This window comes from Psychroflexus halocasei (assembly GCF_900107595.1).
GTDB classification, from domain to species: domain Bacteria; phylum Bacteroidota; class Bacteroidia; order Flavobacteriales; family Flavobacteriaceae; genus Psychroflexus; species Psychroflexus halocasei.
In genome coordinates, this window is the sequence record NZ_FNQF01000005.1 from 1 (window position 1) to 16,458 (window position 16,458).

Sequence of the window (16,458 nt, forward strand, 5' to 3'; positions counted from 1 at the left end):
CTTTGAATAGTGCTAATAATTGAGTATCTTTAATACCTGTACTGGAGTTCTTTTTTAAAGTCATTACTTGAAGAATAATGCTTTAATATACTGAATTCCAGTATTTTATGCAATATAAAGAAGATTAAAATTTACTTTACTTTGTTAAAAATCAAATAGTTAAACAATTTTTGTCGTGTACTAAACTAAAATTTGTACTTTTGTTTTATTATGAAGCAAGTATTCCGCAAAATATTATCATTTTTCATGGCTTTTATAGTCATGATTTCTACAATGTCATTTGTTGTAGATCTACATTATTGTGGAGAAACTTTGGTCGATAAAGCGATCTTTCATACAGTGGAAACTTGCGGAATGGACATGGAAAATCCTCTAGCTGACGGATGTTCTATCGAAAAAGAAAGTTGCTGCAGCGATGAGCAATTAGTTCTTGATGGTCAAGACGAATTGCAACAATCTGCGAATAAAATAACATTCGAGCAGCAAGTCTTCATAGCTTCTTTTATTTACACGCACATCAATCTTTTTGAAGGACTGGAGAAGGAAGTTATTCCTTTCAGAGATTACAAACCTCCCTTTCTTATAAGGGATTTTCAAAAGATCCACGAGACCTATTTAATTTGATTTTTAGGAGTTGATTCTATAGCAAAGCCTTTGCGTTAGAATCTTTTTGAGTTTTGAAGCAATGTATCATTGACTTCAAAAACGATTGTACTTAATACTTTGTACCAACTGCTAAAATCTTATTACAAATGCTAAACAAAGGCATAAAATTTCTCATAGAAAATAAACTCGTTGCTGTATTGCTGCTCGTGTTTTTTGTCGGTTGGGGTGTTGTCAATGCACCTTTTAACTGGAATACAGGATTTATACCTACCGATCCTGTGGCTGTTGATGCCATTCCTGACATTGGAGAGAATCAACAAATTGTATTTACAAAATGGGAAGGTCGATCTCCACAAGATATTGAAGATCAAATCACTTACCCATTAACCACTTCATTATTGGGGATTCCTGGCGTGAAAACCATTCGTAGTTCTTCTATGTTTGGTTTCTCTAGTATTTATATCATTTTTGAAGAAGATGTTGAATTTTACTGGAGTAGAAGTCGTATTCTCGAGAAATTAAATTCTTTACCAAATGGATTACTTCCTGATGATGTTAATCCATCTTTAGGTCCTGATGCTACTGGTTTAGGACAAATTTATTGGTACACTTTAGAGGGACGAGATAAAGATGGAAACGTCACTGGCGGATGGGATTTACACGAACTTCGAAGTGTGCAAGATTATTATGTGAAATATGCGCTTTCTTCAGCAAGTGGTGTTTCTGAAGTTGCTTCTATTGGCGGTTATGTTCAAGAATATCAAATAGATGTTGATCCAGAGAAAATGCGACAGTATGATGTTGCCTTAAGTGATATTGTGACCTCTGTTAAGAAAAGCAATAAAGATATTGGCGCACAAACTCTTGAAATTAATCAGGCAGAATATTTAGTGCGTGGTTTGGGTTATGTAAAGTCTATTTCTGATATAGAAAATGCCGTCGTCACATCTGAAAACTTTACCTCAATACGCATCAAAGATATTGCTGAAGTTGGTTTAGGGCCAGCACCAAGACGAGGAATTTTAGACAAAGAAGGAGCAGAGGTCGTCGGTGGCGTTGTTGTTGCCCGATATGGTGCTAATCCTATGGAGGTGATCAATAATGTTAAAGATCAAATAGAAGAACTTCAAGCTGGTTTACCTTCAAAAGAACTGGCAGATGGCCGTACTTCTCAATTAACTATTGTTCCGTTTTATGACAGAACAGAGCTCATTCAAGAAACTCTAGGAACGCTTGATGAAGCTTTGACTCTGGAAATTCTCATTACCATTTTTGTGATTATCATTATGGTGTTCAATTTAAGAGCCTCAATTCTTATTTCTGGATTACTTCCAGTAGCGGTTTTGATGGTTTTTATTTCGATGAAACTTTTCAATGTTGATGCCAATATAGTCGCATTATCTGGTATCGCTATTGCTATTGGGACGATGGTTGATGTGGGTGTGATTCTCTGTGAAAATATCATCAGGCATCTCGATGATGAAAAAGAACGATTTGAAAAAACAGGCAAAAAACAGCCTATCAATACTGTTGTGTTTAATGCGACTTCAGAGGTGTCAGGAGCTATATTGACTGCAGTATTAACCACCATTATTAGTTTTATACCTGTTTTTACGATGATAGGTGCTGAGGGAAAGCTGTTTAGACCTTTAGCTTTTACTAAAACGATGGCTTTAGTCGCTTCCCTGATTGTTGCTCTGTTTTTAATTCCTCCTTTTGCATCTTTTTTATTCCGTAGGAAAAGTATCAGACAAACTAGTCAACTCTTGATTAATGCTTTATTAATTATTATAGGCATAACAGCAATTTTATTTGGTTATTGGTTAGGTCTTATATTAATCGTTTTTGGAGTGACGGCATTTTTAAAGGATGATAAAATCACTTCTAAAATTTCACCAAAATTAGCTATAACAGAGAAGCGAGCAAACAGCATAAATATTCTTATTTCTGCTTTAGCAATTGTCTTTTTACTTGCAGAATATTGGCGACCACTGGGTGTTGATGAAAGTATTTTTTGGAATTTACTTTTTGTCGGAGTCATCTGTTTTGGTTTATTAGGCGCGTTTTGGTTATTCCAAAGCTACTATACCAGAATTTTACGTTGGGCACTTAGAAACAAGTTTTTATTTCTTTCCGTACCTACTCTGATCGTCATTTTTGGTATCTTAATTATGCAAAATACAGGAAAGGAATTTATGCCGTCTCTAAATGAAGGTTCTTTTCTTTTGATGCCGACCTCTTTGCCTCATGCTGGAATAGAAGAGAATAAAAGAGTCCTGCAACAATTAGATATGGCGGTGGCAAGTCTTCCAGAGATTGAAACTGTGGTTGGTAAAGCCGGACGCACAGAATCTGCTCTTGATCCTGCGCCACTTTCAATGTATGAAAATATTATTCAGTATAAATCTGAATATATGTTAAATGAAAACGGAAAGCGTCAGCGATATAAAATTAATGAAGACGGATTGTTTGTTTTAAAAAATGGGAATTTGGTGGTAAATCCCAATCACGATGTGGTTGAAAATAAAAGTTATACTGATTCAGAAATTGAAGATCCTTTTCAAGTCAAAAGTCAAAACCTCATTGCTGATGAAGATGGAGAGTTTTACAGAAACTGGCGTCCAGAAATACAATCACCAGATGATATTTGGAACGAAATTGTTCGGGTCACTAAATTACCTGGCGTGACTTCAGCTCCTAAATTGCAACCTATCGAAACCCGTTTAGTCATGCTGCAAACAGGCATGCGTGCACCGATGGGAATTAAAGTAAAAGGCCAAGATTTAAAAGAAATTGAAGACTTTGGAATGCAACTAGAAAACATTCTTAAACAAGCTGAAGGCGTCAAGGAAGAAGCTGTTTTTGCGGATAGAATTGTGGGGAAACCTTACCTTTTAATCGACATTAAAAGAGAACAACTTGCAAGGTACGGAATCTCTATTGAAGATGTTCAAGAAGTCTTAGAAGTTGCCGTCGGTGGGATGCCACTCACCCAAACCGTAGAAGGTAGAGAACGTTATAATGTGAGAGTAAGATATCCGCGTGAGTTGCGAGCCAATCCTGATGATATAAAAGGAATATATGTGCCTGTCGAAAAAGGCAGTCCAGTACCACTTGGAGAATTAGTTGATGTTCGATACGAGCAAGGCCCTCAAGTGATTAAAAGTGAGGATACCTTTTTAGTCGGTTATGTTTTATTTGATAAATTGGATGGTTTTGCTGAGGTTGATGTCGTTGAAAATGCGCAGGCCTTGATTCAAGATAAAATTGACAATGGCGAGCTAAGAATACCAAAAGGAATTAATTATCAATTTACTGGAACTTATGAAAATCAAATACGAGCAGAAAAAACTTTAAGCATTGTTGTTCCAATGGCTTTGGCAATCATTTTTCTAATCCTCTATTTTCAGTTCCGTTCTGTATCCACTTCATTAATGGTATTTACTGGTATTGCAGTGGCTTTTGCAGGTGGCTTTTTAATGCTATGGTTTTATGGTCAGGATTGGTTCTTAAACTTTAGTTTTTTTGGTGAAAATCTAAGGGATTTATTCCAGATGCATCCTATTAATTTAAGTGTAGCCGTTTGGGTAGGATTTATTGCCCTTTTTGGTATTGCGACTGATGATGGCGTTGTGATGGCAACTTATCTCACCCAAACTTTTGATCGCAATAAACCAGAGAACAAAATGGAAATACGCAATTCAATTGTAGAGGCTGGACAAAAAAGAATTCGTCCGTGCTTAATGACAACAGCCACGACAATCTTAGCCTTATTACCAATTCTAACATCAACAGGAAGAGGAAGTGATATTATGATTCCGATGGCGATTCCAAGTTTTGGTGGGATGCTCATCGCACTGATTACACTTTTTGTAGTCCCAGTTTTATTTAGCATGAAAAAAGAATTTCAACTTAAAAGAAAAAACAAATGAGATATATAATTTTAATAGGATTTGCTTTTTTCGCTTTTACAAAAGTTAATGCTCAAGATTTGCAAAGTCTTATTCAGGAAGCAATATCAAATAATCCGCAGATTCAAAAGTTTGATCTTCAGCACAAGATTGCGCTCGAAAAAATCAATGAAGCTAATAGTTTACCAAATACTGAGTTTAATGCGGGTTATATGGCGATAGCTCCTGAAATGGAAATGCCGATGGAAAGATTTAGTGTTTCTGTCATGCAGATGCTACCTTGGTTTGGAACTATTTCTGCCAGAGAAAATTACGCCGAATCAATAGCTGATGCTCAATATATTGAAGTAACCATTGCTAAACGTCAACTGGCACTTTCTGTGTCTGAGTTTTATTATTTGCTCTATGAAATTAATGCTAAAAAAGAAGTGCTTAAAGATAATATTGAACTCTTACAGACTTATGAAGAATTAGCGCTTAATTCAGTTGAAGTCGGTCAGGCTTCTGCTGTTGATGTGTTGAGATTACAAATGAGACAGAATGAATTAGAGCAAGAAATAGAAGTTTTAAATCAAAAAAGTAAAGGTATTCAGGCCGCATTAAACAGTTTGATGAATCGTGAATTTGATAAAAATGTTTCCGTGATCTCTACTTTAGAAATGCCAGAAAATGATGATTTCTATAGTTACGATAATTTATCTGTCAATCCAGAACTACTGAAATATGACAAACTTTATGAGTCTGTAGAACAATCTGAGTTATTAAACCAAAAAGAAAGTGGTCCTCTAATAGGTTTTGGTGTGGAATATATCAATCAAGAAAACAGCCCGATGATTACGAGTTCTTATAAAGATATGGTGATGCCAATGCTTTCCTTGTCGATACCAATTTTTAACAAAAAATATAAATCTCAGACAAGACAAAATGAATTGCGTATGCAGGAGATAAAATCTCAAAAAAATGAACGTTTAAATACGCTCAAAGCTGATTTATCCCAAGCAATATCAGAAAGGAATCAATCACGAATTAAATTTAATACGCAAAAGAAAAACCTAAAACAAGCTGAAAATGCTCAAGAAATTCTCATTAAAAATTATGAAACAGGAGATATCAATTTTAAAGAGGTTTTAGATATTCAGGAGTTACAGTTGAAATTTCAGAAAGCTCAGATTGAATCAGTAAAAATCTATTACGTTCAATCTGCTCTTATTAACTATTTAACAAATTAAGGCATGGGAAAGACTTACTATATAAAAAGTATAGCTTTCAAGCGTAGAATTATGATTTTAAAATAAACAACAGTTAAAAATAAATATTAATAACACTAATTCAAATTAAATCAAAATGAACAAATTAAGATCAACATTAGGTGTAGTTGCAATAGCATTTATAACCTTAACGATAATGTCTTGTAAAGAAAACAAAAATGAGCATAATAATGCAGATGGTCACCATTCTAAAATGAGTTCTGGAGAAGATCATTCAAAAATGAATCACCAAGATGGTATGATACACGACAAGATGAATATGTCAAGTACTATAATGGATTCTGAAACACAAAATTCAGCTTCACAAAAAGTATTGGCTGATTATATGACGCTTAAAGATGCCTTAGTGGAAACTGATAAAAATAAAGCAGCTCAAGCCAGCAATAAATTGAATAAAACTCTAAACGAATTTGATCTTAGCGAGTATAATTCAGAAGAACAAAAAGAACTAAAACAAATTATCGCTGAAGCCAAAGAGCACGCAGAATATATCGGCAAAAACGAAATGAAAAAGCAACGTGAACACTTCGAAACATTGAGCAAGAATATAATGGATATGGTTGCAATTACTGGCACTGAAAATACTTTGTACCAACAATTTTGCCCGATGTATGCTGATAATGGCGGTGTTTGGGTAAGTACTGATAAAAATATTAGGAATCCATATTTCGGTAGTAAAATGATGAAATGCGGAGAAGTTCAAAAAGAGATTAATTAATCAAAATTTGAATTCAAGCCTAAGTTTTGTCTTGGAACTTTATCGCGCATTTATGTCGAGTGTTTGGATCGCCACTCGTGACTAATTAAAAATAAATTCAAGTGAAGATCCGCAACAGCATAGGGTTTAAGAGTTTTGATGACCTTCAAACCCTATGCTAATAAGTCATAAATAATTAAAACCTCATTATGAAACACACATATCACATACACGGAATGACTTGCCAAGGTTGCCGCAAGCATGTAGAAGAAACACTTTCAAAAGCGGAGGGTGTTTCTAATGTATCAGTTAATTTAGAAGAAGAAAATGCAACAATCGAAATGAAATCGCATATTCCTCTTGAAAAATTTCAAGATGTTTTAAAAAATGATGGAGGAACTTACAGCATTCATAAACTAGGTGAAAAACCTCAAACTAAAGAAAAAAAAGATTTGCAACCTAAAGGGAAAGGAACAGGAACTTTTTATTGTCCCATGCATTGCGAAGGCGATAAAACCTATGAAGAACCTGGCGATTGCCCTGTTTGCGGAATGGACTTAGTCGAAGAGCAAAATTTATCTGCTTCTACAGGTGATCAATGGACATGCCCAATGCACCCAGAAATTGTTAAGGATGAAGCAGGTTCTTGTCCTAAATGTGGGATGGACTTGGTGCCAAAAGAACCAGATTTGTCCGCTGAAGAAAAAACCTATAAAAAATTATTAAAAAAGTTTTGGATCGCAAGTGCTTTTACATTGCCAATTTTTATTATCGCCATGAGCGAGATGTTGACTAACAATCCATTATACGATCTCATGGATCAAAAAAAATGGAATTGGATTCAATTTGCTTTATCAATTCCAGTCGTATTTTATGCCACTTGGATGTTTTTTGAGCGTGCGTATAAAAGTATAGTCACTTGGAATCTCAATATGTTTACGCTTATTGGTATTGGTGCAGGCGTAGCTTGGCTTTTTAGTGTATTTGGAATGTTTTTTCCAAATTTCTTCCCAGAGCAATTTTTATCTGAATCTGGTGCTGTACACGTCTATTTCGAAGCAGCAACCGTTATTTTAACGCTTGTGCTTTTGGGTCAGCTTTTAGAAGCTCGTGCGCATAGTAAAACCAATTCAGCTGTAAAAGAATTACTAAAACTAGCGCCAAACAAAGCCGTCAGGGTTGAAAATGGAGAGGAGATTGAGGTCAGTATTGACGAGATTGAACTTGGCGATATATTAAAAGTAAAACCCGGCGATAAAATTCCTGTTGATGGTGTCATTACTGAAGGCGAAACCAGTATAGATGAATCCATGATTACTGGAGAACCTATTCCTGTTAATAAATCAGTAGATGACAAAGTAAATAGCGGAACAATCAACGGTAATCAATCCTTTTTAATGAAAGCCGAGAAGGTGGGGAGCGACACATTACTCTCTCAAATTATTCACATGGTCAACGATGCTAGCCGAAGTCGCGCCCCAATTCAAAATTTGGCAGATAAAGTGTCAGGTTATTTTGTACCGATAGTTGTTATTATTTCAGTAATAACCTTTGCAGTATGGGCTATTTGGGGCCCAAAGCCTGCTTATGTTTATGCTTTGGTTAATGCGATTGCCGTTTTAATTATTGCTTGTCCTTGCGCTTTAGGTTTGGCAACTCCGATGTCGGTTATGGTTGGTGTTGGTAAAGGCGCTCAAAATGGGGTATTGATTAAAAACGCTGAAGCCCTCGAGAAAATGGATAAGGTTGATACGCTTATCGTCGACAAAACAGGAACAATAACTGAAGGCAAGCCTACTGTCGAAACTGTTGGTGCTTTTGGTAATTCATATAACGAAAAAGAAGTCTTGCAATACATTGTATCATTAAATACAAATAGTGAACACCCTTTGGCAGAGGCAACTGTAAAATATGGAAAAGAAATTCTTACTGACTCTGAAACTTCAGAACTAAAGTCCAAAGATTTTAGCGCAGTAACAGGTAAAGGCGTTGAAGCCAAAATTAATGGTAAAAATGTGGCATTAGGTAATCCTAAAATGATGGAACATGCTAAAGCAGAAATCAAGGAGGAGATGCAGAAGGAAGCTAAAACTTACCAAAAACAAGGCAAAACAGTTTCTTATTTAGCTATAGAAAAAAACGTTATTGGTTATGTCATCATTGGCGATAAAATAAAAGAGACAAGTGGCAAAGCTGTTAAAACGCTTCAAGACAAAGGTATTGATGTCATTATGCTTACTGGCGATAATCACGATACAGCCCAAGCTGTTGCTTCAGAATTAAACCTGGCAGATTTTAAAGCCAGTATGTTACCTGAAGATAAACTTAAAGAAGTTGAAAAATTACAAAATAATGGACATGTCGTTGCCATGGCAGGCGATGGTATCAACGATGCGCCAGCTTTAGCTAAAAGCGATGTTGGTATTGCAATGGGAACAGGCACAGACGTTGCAATTGAAAGCGCGATGATAACCCTAGTTGAAGGTAATTTACATGGAATAGTTAAAGCCAAAAACTTAAGCCATGCAGTTATGAAAAACATTAAGCAAAACCTGTTTTTTGCACTTGTTTATAACGCTTTAGGTGTGCCCATTGCAGCAGGTGTTTTATTTCCGATTTTCGGAATTTTATTATCGCCTATGATTGCTGCTTTAGCCATGAGTTTTAGTTCGGTTTCTGTTATTGGAAATGCGTTGCGATTAAGAAGTAAAGAAATTTAATAATGAAGCAAGAAGATATTTTATTTGGGCGCTCGAGCGGGCTTTACGCTATATCTTTTTTTGTTATGAAAAAAACAAAAAAAGGATGCCACTTCAATCCCTAGCGCAAATGCAGTGCCTTAGTAAATCAATCAGGTATAAATAAAATTAGATTTCAAGGCCAAAAACAACATAAATTTAAACGAGTATTAATGTAAAAATTTAAAATTATGAATACACAAAAAGATAAAAACAAAGAAAACGGAATGAGCAACTACACAAAATTCTTTTTGATGTTAGGCGGATCTTTTGTTGCAATGTACATCACCATGTATCTTAATACTTATGAAATTGATCACGTTTGGTTTAGTTTAACAAGGGTTTATATGGTTTGTTTAGGCATCTCGGCAATGGCATTAATTATGTTTTTCTTTATGAAAAATATGTACAAGAATAAAAAGAAAAATATAGGTATTATTTTAGGAAGTATCCTGCTTTTCTTTGGAGCCTTAGGATTGGTACGTGACCAAAAATCAACAGTTGGTGATGTGTTATGGATGAAAGCTATGATTCCGCATCACTCCATTGCAATATTAACAAGTGAAAGAGCAGATATCAAAGATCCAGAAGTTAAAAAGTTAGCAGAAGAGATCATTAAGGCACAACGAAAAGAAATAGAAGAAATGAAAACGATGATAAAACGATTAGAAAATGAAAAATAATAAAATATTTATATACATAGGCTTGCTTGCAGCAGGTGTACTTTTAGGATGGCTGTTTTTTGGAAACTCATCAGAAGAAAAAACAGAACATCAGCATGATGAAGTTGCAGAAACCAATCAAATGTGGACTTGCTCAATGCATCCTCAGATTATGCAACCAGAACCTGGCGATTGCCCGATTTGCGGAATGGATTTGATACCAGCAGAATCTGGAGATGATGGTCTATCTGTAAATGAAATTAAAATGACAAAAAATGCAATGGCATTGGCAAACATACAAACCAGTATCGTTGGGAATAGTGTTGGTGAAAACGGTAACACAACTTCCTTGTCAGGTAAAATTGTGAAAAACGAAGAAGGAAACTTTGTACAAGCTAGTTATTTTGATGGACGTATTGAACGTCTAAATGTTAATTATGAAGGACAAGAAGTTCGTAAGGGACAGCTTTTAGCAACTATATATTCGCCTAATCTCGTTGCTGCACAACAAGAACTTTTAACCACAGCTTCTTTAAAAGAAAGTCAACCAGCGCTTTATAAATCAGTGCGAAATAAATTAAAAAACTGGAAACTTTCAGAAAAACAAATCAATAGTATTGAAGAATCAGGAAAAGTACGTGAATTTTTTCCGATTTACGCTACTGTTTCAGGTACGGTTTCAGAAAAAATGCTAAACGAAGGTGATTACGTTAAGCAAGGTCAGCCTATTTTAAAACTGAATAACCTCAGTACTGTTTGGGCTGAATTTGATGCTTATGAAAATCAAATTTCACAATTTAAAAAAGGTCAAAAAATTAAAATAAAAACCAACGCTTATCCTGAAAAAGAGTTTGAAGCAACAATTTCTTTTATTAATCCTCTTTTAAATACCCAAACAAGAATAGTGACAGTCAGGGCAACGATAAATAATAAAGATAACTTGTTAAAGCCAGGGATGTTTGTTTCCGGTCAGGTCGAAGGTGTTGATTCATCAAAAGAAAAGCTGCTCATCGTGCCAGCTTCAGCCGTTATGTGGACAGGCGAGCGCTCGTTGGTTTACGTCAAAACAAATCCTGACCAACCTACTTTTGAAATGCGAGAAGTCACGATTGGCAACCGAAATGGAGAAACTTACATGATTACAGGAGGTCTTGATAATGGAGACGAAATTGTGACACACGGCACATTTACAGTCGATGCTGCAGCTCAGCTACAAAATAAAAAATCTATGATGAATCAAGATGGTGGAAAAACAACAACTGCTCATGATCATCATAAAGCAACCAGCAGTCATTCATCTGAAAATACAAGTGCTTACACTAAAACAAATAAGCGTTTCGAAGTACCTCAAACTTTCCAAAAGCAATTAAATAAAGTTTATAAAAATTATATTGATTTAAAAGATGCATTAGTCCAAGACAATACAGCTAAAGCAACTGAAGATGCCAAAGCTTTACTCAATAATTCGAGTCAAGTCGATATGACATTAGTTAAGGGTGAAGCGCATGAAAATTGGATGTCGTTGTCAAAAGAGATCAAAGCTTCTGCAACTGCTATTTCTGAGACATCAGATTTAGAAGAACAAAGAAAATATTTTAGAGATTTGTCTTTACACTTCATTAAAGCTGTGCAAATTTTTGGTGTCAATGAAAAAGTTTATGTGGAATTTTGCCCAATGGCAGATAGCTATGAAGGCGCATATTGGTTGAGTCAAGATGAGAAAGTTATCAACCCATATTTTGGAGACGCAATGCTGACCTGTGGCGAAGTGAAAGAAATTATTGAATAAATGATTGCTATTAAAAACAAAAAAAGACCGTTGAAAAACGGTCTTTTTATAATAAGTTTTCACCTGTAAGAGGTAAATATTATTGAGAATTAATCTATAACTTCTACATTGATAGCGTTTAATCCTTTTCTTCCTTGTTCAGTGTTAAACTGTACTTTATCATCCTCTCTGATATCATCTCTTAAACCAGAATTGTGTACGAAAATATCTTCGCCTGTTTCTGATGATTTAATAAATCCGAATCCTTTTGAGTTGTTGAAAAATTTTACTGTGCCTTCTTGCATCTTTGTTTAATTTTAAATTATTAATTATTTTTTCACAATAAAACTTCCTAGTTAAGAAAAACATACTAAAGATTTATAACTAAATTGTGATAACAACCTGTTAACTAAAAAAATACTATTGAAAAAGTAATTGTAAAAATAAAATTTGAAAGAAGAGATAAACTCGAAATAACTAATTGTACTATATAATAACTTAAAATTCTATAGGAATTTTTATTGTGCTGCAAAGATGCATCATTTTTTTATATAAAAGTGTGTTTTGTTTAAAAAATAATAATTTGAATTGTGTTGTTGTGAAAAAATCAAAGCTTTTTTAGCTTTCTGTATTTAAAAAACGATGCTAGAGAAAAAGCGTTTTACACTTATTAATACTCCGTTTCTTCCCCAGCAAATTCCCAACCTGCAAGAATTACATGAGATTCTTTAGTCAGCATCATAACAAGGTTTTCCATTAATATTTCTTTCTTCCCAATACTAGCAATTTCGATACTGATACTTATTTCATGAGGTCTAGATTCTTTTGTTTCACGATTAATTGATCGCAATAATAACTGATCATTATTTTCAATATAAGTCAATACCAGTCCTCTGACGTTAGATTCATTATTGATACCACACTTAATGAACACGCGATAATAGGTTTCAATAACTTTATTTTTTCTGTAAGCTGATATTTTGGCAAGCCGATTACTGATAGGTCTTAACAATACGTGAGATAAGACGACTGCAATTGTCGTTAATAAGGCTTCAATTACAAATCCCATTCCTGCTAATGTGCCAACTGCAGCAGAACACCAAATGGTTGCAGCCGTATTTAAGCCTCTGACATTAAAACCATCCTTCATAATAACGCCAGCACCTATAAAACCTATACCTGTAACAATTTGTGCTGTAATTCTGCTCAGGTCGCCACCTGTTAATTCGTGAAGATTAACTGATAATAATACAAAGGAAGCTGCACCAATCGCTACCAAAGTGTTGGTTCTTAAACCTGCATTTTTTTGATGCCACTGCCTTTCAAAACCTATAATGCCTCCTAATACAAAGGCAGTTGATAAGCGTAAAATGTATTCGGTTATTTCCATTAAATTTTTTTAAAAAAAAAGATTATATCAGCTTGCTAAACTAATTATGTAATTGGCTTGTTGTTAATCAAAGGTAAAGAATATAAAATTTAGCTTTTCTTTTCAGGCTTATATTTAAATCTTATTTTTTAAATAAGAAGCATAAATCCTTGATTATAAGTATAATGAATATAAAGACTATCATTTTGAAAACTTAGTAAAACGACTTTTCAAATCGTATTAAGCTCATTTAAAGACTTATCTTTGTCTTTTGAAAACAGCAGAGTATGGCGATTCACAGATCAACTTTAAGAAATAAGAAAAATACCCTATCTCTTGATCAACTTCACTTAAAAAAAGAAAGCAGAAAGCAAATTAATCAACTTATTGAGGAATTTACTTTTCTGGAAGCACTCAAAAAGTATGATATTCCTGTTGCTAATAAAATATTATTATACGGCCATACAGGTTGTGGCAAAACAGCCACGGCTCATGCTATTGGTCAGGCTTTAGAAAAAGAAGTTGTCACTTTAAATCTCGGTGGTTTTGTGTCTTCTAAATTAGGTGAAACTGGTAAAAATGTGACAGATGTTTTCAGAAAGGCTTCTTTTGGTGATACCGTTTTGTTTATTGATGAATTTGATTTTATAGGTAAAGTAAGAGATTATGATAATCAAGATTCTGGTGAAATGAAACGTTTAGTCAATACATTGATTCAGCAAATAGATCAATTACCAGAAGATACTTTACTGATTTGCGCAACCAATCATGTTGAAGTAATCGATACAGCTTTGCTCAGGCGCTTTCAAATCAAATTAAAATACGAGCTGCCAAGTCAAGAAAAACTCGATGTTTACTACGATGATATTTTAGAACGCTTTCCGGATAATCTTACGAATATTAAAAGAGTTTACGATATATCTTATGCAGAAGCAAAAGACGTTGCTTTACAGCAAGTGAAAACAAAGATCATCAATCAAGAGAAGTTGAAGTTAATATCTGAAGTTAATTAAAATCAACTTCTACCCATAGTAGAATATGATCTGAAATTTTTCTAGCTAATTTCATGTTTTCAAAATCTTCATAAAAATGAATAACACCACAATCTATAATTGAAAGATTGTCTGTTTTTAAAAAGATATGATCATATTCAGAAGCTAAGCAATCGCCATCAATACATTTGGTTCTTAAAGAGGTTTTCTGATTTTCAAAGACAGATATAAAGTTCATTTTTTTAAGTGGATTAAAAACTGAATGAGAATTTGGGATATTGAAATCTCCTAAAAAAATCAATTCATCTTCGGGATATAAAGCAGGGTATTTTTTGAAATATTTAATCTCAGTTTCAGGTTGTTTCTTTTTAGGAACGGCATGAAAACTAACAACAGTGAAAACATGTCCATCATTATCTTTTAGTCTGATAAAATAGGGTTCGCGCTCAATTTTATCGATAAAATTCTCATCTAACCAAGCCTTGCCAACAATTTTTAGCCGGCTTGTTTTCCATAAGTAAGCATAGCGTTCGCTACTGTAAGGCGAACTTTTTGTCGGGTTACTAATGCTGTAATCCCATTTTGCACCCTTTCTGTTGAGTTCGTCAGCCAATCTTGCAACAGCCTTTGCGCCTCCTGGTCCAGCGACAACTTCTTGTATCGCAATGAGATCATGTGTTTTTAAAGCATCAGCGATATATGAAATCTCTTCATCAGATTTTGATTTTCCCATGTGCTGAATATTCCATGTACTCAATTTAACCTGAGCAATACTAATAGAAAAGCAGAAGAAAAATAGGATAAAGCTAAGTTTACTCAAAGCTTGAGAAAAATTCTTCATGTATAAAGATTAAAAGGATTTTTTGACGCGTTAATAAAAATTAGATTTCGATCCAATAACAATTGCAACAAGCTTATCGTCTCTTTCAATTGACCTGATAATTTTGGTTCATCATTTTCAATTTTGCCTTGTTCAAAGATTTATATAAAAAATATAATCAAACCAAACATGCAAATAACAAATCTAATATTTTAAGATGAATCAAGATGAAGAAAAGTTAACATAAAAAAAGCTGAACAATAAAGAATTGCCCAGCTTAATATTAGTAAGTATTTATAATATAAAAATTAAAGAAAGTTTAAAGGTGTTATGATTCCAAAGGACAATCTTCCTGTATCTCCATTGGATAGATTAAATGTATCTTCAGCGAAATCTGTGTAACGGAAAACTCTACCCACATAATTTACAAATAGCTTGACGTTGTAATCTTTAAAAGGGTAGTATTCAATAGCAGGTATGTATGAATATGCATTTCTTACTTTTTTGTAATCACCCATTTCATTTTTTACAGATGAGAAATCAACAAATGCAGTTAAACTTAATTGCCATTGCGGATGTATTCGATGCTGTACACTCAGCCAGTGACTTTCGTATCGTGTGTTTCTTAAAACGTATGTTTGATCATTAGTCGAGATAAGATTCCTAATGATACCAGTTCTATCTACATCTTCTAAACTTAATTTGTAGTCATAGGCGATACTCCATTTATTTAAGTTAAGTTGTTGACCAAAGGCCATGTAGTTCTGGAAATCATCATCACCCTCATTAAATACAGAGTAATGCCATAAAGTATTTAATTTTCCATCAAAGAAGCTACCGCGCCAGTTGAAAACACCAGCCCAAGGCGCTTTTGCAGTTTCAATATCCCCTCCGATAATGACATCTTCACCGTAGATTTCTTCGGCTGTCTGTGTTCTTGGGTTAAGAAGTTGTAATCCAAATGAATGGTCTTTTGTTGCTTGGTATGTAGCTCCTACACCAGCGAGATAGTTGTCAGCTTGTTCGATAATGTCTGAATAAGTATAGATATCAATAGGGTTCAAGTCAAATTCGATACCACCCCAATCTGTCGCCATTTTACCGGCAGTAATAGACCACTTTTCATTTACTTTAAAAGTTAATGCGGCGTAATCAACCCCTTTTATAATGTTATCAACACTTTGTGGTTCAAAAGAACTAGTATAACGGTGTCTAAAACGGAAATATAATTTTTCTGTCACCCATCCTCTTATTTCCATTCTAAATTGATTCATGTTAAATTTAGAACCTTGCCAGCTGCCATCATCCCAGTCACTACTGTGGCCAAATTGCATGTTTGCAATCAAATCTACATTGCTCAGTAAACTTTGTCTTTCAACAGGAATTATAGACTTGTAAGTTGATACTGTATCGGCTTGTTTCAATTGTGAAAAACTTATTTGGGAAGCTCCAAAAACCAGAATAAGTAGTAAAAGATTTTTAAGTTTCATGATTATAATTTTAATGTTCATAAATTAAACTACACACTTCATAAAAATCAGTCTCATCAGTCTGAGACTGATTTTATAAAGGTTAAATCATATAAAACTCAAGCTCGTTAAGCTTTGTATGATAATTAAAACGTAAA

General features: G+C 34.2%; 12 protein-coding genes. 8 read left to right on the forward strand and 4 right to left on the reverse strand.

What is annotated here, in order from left to right; all coding sequences use genetic code 11:
- Positions 1-210: 210 nt before the first annotated feature.
- The 7 genes from BLV84_RS06915 to BLV84_RS06945 all read left to right on the forward strand — a co-directional run bounded on the left by BLV84_RS06915 (position 211) and on the right by BLV84_RS06945 (position 11,671).
- A complete protein-coding gene (locus BLV84_RS06915; protein ID WP_093242349.1) occupies positions 211-624 on the forward strand; it encodes an HYC_CC_PP family protein in 414 nt (137 codons plus the stop codon).
- Between the two features lie 128 nt (positions 625-752).
- Entirely contained in the window at positions 753-4,538 is a 3,786-nt protein-coding gene (locus BLV84_RS06920) for an efflux RND transporter permease subunit (protein WP_093242354.1), read from the forward strand.
- Positions 4,535-5,746, forward strand: a complete 1,212-nt coding sequence (locus BLV84_RS06925; protein ID WP_093242359.1) for a TolC family protein — start codon at positions 4,535-4,537, stop codon at positions 5,744-5,746. The genes BLV84_RS06920 and BLV84_RS06925 overlap by 4 nt, the downstream gene beginning before the upstream one ends.
- A 115-nt stretch (positions 5,747-5,861) precedes the next feature.
- Positions 5,862-6,503 (forward strand): DUF3347 domain-containing protein, encoded by a 642-nt coding sequence (locus tag BLV84_RS06930; protein WP_093242362.1) that lies wholly within the window; start codon positions 5,862-5,864, stop codon positions 6,501-6,503.
- Between the two features lie 188 nt (positions 6,504-6,691).
- A complete protein-coding gene (locus tag BLV84_RS06935) occupies positions 6,692-9,202 on the forward strand; it encodes a heavy metal translocating P-type ATPase (protein ID WP_093242367.1) in 2,511 nt (836 codons plus the stop codon).
- A 209-nt stretch (positions 9,203-9,411) separates the two neighbouring features.
- Positions 9,412-9,903: a DUF305 domain-containing protein gene (locus tag BLV84_RS06940; RefSeq protein WP_093242372.1), complete on the forward strand. Its 492-nt coding sequence runs from the start codon at positions 9,412-9,414 to the stop codon at positions 9,901-9,903.
- A complete protein-coding gene (locus tag BLV84_RS06945; protein ID WP_093242377.1) occupies positions 9,893-11,671 on the forward strand; it encodes an efflux RND transporter periplasmic adaptor subunit in 1,779 nt (592 codons plus the stop codon). Before BLV84_RS06940 ends, BLV84_RS06945 begins: the two co-directional genes overlap by 11 nt.
- A gap of 89 nt (positions 11,672-11,760) precedes the next feature.
- Here BLV84_RS06945 and BLV84_RS06950 read toward each other — a convergent pair whose 3' ends face one another.
- The gene (locus BLV84_RS06950) at positions 11,761-11,955 is read right to left on the reverse strand and encodes a cold-shock protein (RefSeq protein ID WP_093242381.1); all 195 of its coding nucleotides are present in this window, start codon (positions 11,953-11,955) and stop codon (positions 11,761-11,763) included.
- Between the two features lie 365 nt (positions 11,956-12,320).
- Positions 12,321-13,040: an MgtC/SapB family protein gene (locus BLV84_RS06955; RefSeq protein WP_093242385.1), complete on the reverse strand. Its 720-nt coding sequence runs from the start codon at positions 13,038-13,040 to the stop codon at positions 12,321-12,323.
- Between the two features lie 266 nt (positions 13,041-13,306).
- Between BLV84_RS06955 and BLV84_RS06960 the strand changes: the two genes are divergently transcribed.
- Positions 13,307-14,032 carry an AAA family ATPase gene (locus tag BLV84_RS06960; RefSeq protein WP_093242389.1) on the forward strand — a complete coding sequence of 242 codons (726 nt, stop codon included), beginning with the start codon at positions 13,307-13,309 and terminating at the stop codon, positions 14,030-14,032.
- On the opposite strand, the gene BLV84_RS06965 is transcribed toward BLV84_RS06960, so the two are convergent.
- Both BLV84_RS06965 and BLV84_RS06970 read right to left on the reverse strand, forming a co-directional pair.
- A complete protein-coding gene (locus tag BLV84_RS06965; protein WP_093242394.1) occupies positions 14,025-14,852 on the reverse strand; it encodes an endonuclease/exonuclease/phosphatase family protein in 828 nt (275 codons plus the stop codon). The two genes, BLV84_RS06960 and BLV84_RS06965, sit on opposite strands and share 8 nt — an antisense overlap.
- 287 nt (positions 14,853-15,139) lie before the next feature.
- Positions 15,140-16,321 carry a porin gene (locus BLV84_RS06970; RefSeq protein WP_159429400.1) on the reverse strand — a complete coding sequence of 394 codons (1,182 nt, stop codon included), beginning with the start codon at positions 16,319-16,321 and terminating at the stop codon, positions 15,140-15,142.
- Positions 16,322-16,458: the final 137 nt, after the last annotated feature.